Source organism: Huijunlia imazamoxiresistens (assembly GCF_037132455.1).
In the GTDB taxonomy this organism is placed as follows: domain Bacteria; phylum Bacteroidota; class Bacteroidia; order Chitinophagales; family Chitinophagaceae; genus Flavisolibacter; species Flavisolibacter imazamoxiresistens.
Window position 1 is genome coordinate 1 of the sequence record NZ_JBBBEI010000079.1, and the last position, 1,952, is coordinate 1,952.

The 1,952-nt window shown below is 52.9% G+C and carries 1 protein-coding gene; it reads right to left on the reverse strand.

Features of this window, described 5'->3' with window-relative positions; translation table 11 throughout:
* Window positions 1-857: 857 nt before the first annotated feature.
* Window positions 858-1,670 (reverse strand): class I SAM-dependent methyltransferase, encoded by an 813-nt coding sequence (locus V9K67_RS26925; protein ID WP_336728212.1) that lies wholly within the window; start codon window positions 1,668-1,670, stop codon window positions 858-860.
* Window positions 1,671-1,952 lie beyond the last annotated feature (282 nt).

The window sequence follows — 1,952 nt, forward strand, 5'->3', positions numbered from 1 at the left end:
GCCTCCCGCACGGTAGGCAGCAGGCTGAAGTAAGGCCCGACCAGGAAGCCGGCGATGATATAGCCCAGCACCAGGGGTTGCTTCAGCCACTTGAACAAAAAGGTGATCAGGGCTGCCGCTCCCAGGATCAGGGCCAGGTCGGTGATCAGATTCGGTAAATGCACCATGAAAAAGAATTAAAAGCAGGGATCCTCTCTTTCGCTCCTAACGCCCCGGACAAAAATAGGGTTTAATGACCAACACCTCTTGCCCCGAAGCACTACGGAGAAACCCGTAATCGAGGGAATTTAAAAGCTCATCCGCATGCAATTCGGAGGAGGGTGCTTATATTCGTGCTGGTTTTTCATAGGATATTGGATTTTAATACGGGGCTGAATTTCTATTCGGGCCCTTTTTTTTGTCCCTACTTCAGCTGTCCGGAAAAATAGATGCCTTGCCTCCAATAAAATGAACCCCGCCCATCAGCGGGATTTTTTATAATATGGAAGCCTAAGTGTTGCTAAAATGCGCTTTCGTCCGGAAAAAAGCCGGTTTCACCGAAACCAGCTCCCCTGCGGCCGCCCGCCGCCCTACCTTTGCCCTGTTCCTGATCCGGTACCTCTGAAAACCTCCCGTCCAAAAACAATATCCGGTCCATTATAGGCGAAGAACCTGGCCAAATCCTAAGAATCCAACCAAAGGTCCTCTGTCCGCGAAAAACCAGCCCGTTTTTGCCCGGCCTAACCGCCGAAGCAGTCCAATACCTGAAAAACCAATGGCGATGCTTTCCGGAAAACTTATTTCCCGCCCAAAACAAAAATCCCCTCCGTTGCGAGGGGATTTTTGTTTTGGGGCAGGTTTCCGCTTATTTCCCGGATTCATCGTTGAACCGTCACCCGCAGGTAAGTGGCCGGTATGGCGGTCTTTTGGCCGGAGGTGCTTTTGTTCTGTTCGTTAAACAGGACTTCGAGTTCCCGGTACAGTTCGGGCGCTTTCCCGTTCTTTTCCGCCGCTTCAAAGGCATTCATGGTGGGACCATAATAAAGTTTAAACCTGTCGAGCAGTTCCGAAGGCGAAAAGCCGGCCCTGAACGTAAACGTATCCCTGGTGAAGGAGATGTTTTCCTTTGCCACACCGGCCTGGCCAAAGCGTTCGATCACCTGCTCTTCGACGCCCCACAACATCGGGCTGACAAAACCTTCGGGTGGCGGGGGCGTGTAAGCGGAACTGATCTTCAGTATTTGCGCTACCAGGGTGGGATCGCCCGGGATCCAGTTCCCCATAACGATGCGGCCGCCCGGGCGGGTAACCCGGACCATTTCCCGGGCGACTTCCAAGGGCCTGGGCGCGAACATGGCGCCAAAGATGCTGATCACGAGATCAAAAGTGCTGTCCTGCAGCTCCTTCAGATCGGTGGCATCGCCCTCCTGGAAGGTACAATGGGACAGCCCTTCCGCTTTTGCCCGGCGGTTTCCCGCTTCCACCAGGTTCCGGGCTATATCTACTCCTAAAACATGGGCACCTGCCTGTGCTGCCGGTAGCGCAGTGGTACCATCGCCACAGCCGAGATCAAGAAGGTACAGCCCTTTGAGGATCCCGAGTTGGGCCACCAACGCTGCCCCGCTTTCACGCATGGTTTCGGCGATGCGCGTAAAATCACCTTTTTCCCATAATGCCTGGTTAGGATTCATGTTGCTTCAGTTTAGACGTAAAATTTATAAAATAAACCCAGGATTTCCCTCCTGTTACGCCCCCTTTAAAAAGAAAAAGACGGCGAACCTTTGGAACAGGTCGCCGTCTTTGGTATCAGGAAAGCCGGGGGAACAACAGGGAGGTTAGTAGCAATTGGACCACCAGGTGTAACGGTAGCGGTAGGCGCCGTAGAAGGTCAGGTTTACACCAACGGAGTAGTTGCAATTGTAGTAGTACGACCAACCGTTCTGGTACAGGGTGTAGGCATAACCCGAGTAATA

Excerpts from the sequence above, each read along its gene's own strand:
- V9K67_RS26925 (WP_336728212.1), bottom strand. The coding sequence starts at position 1,670 with ATGAATCCTAACCAGGCATTATGGGAAAAAGGTGATTTTACGCGCATC.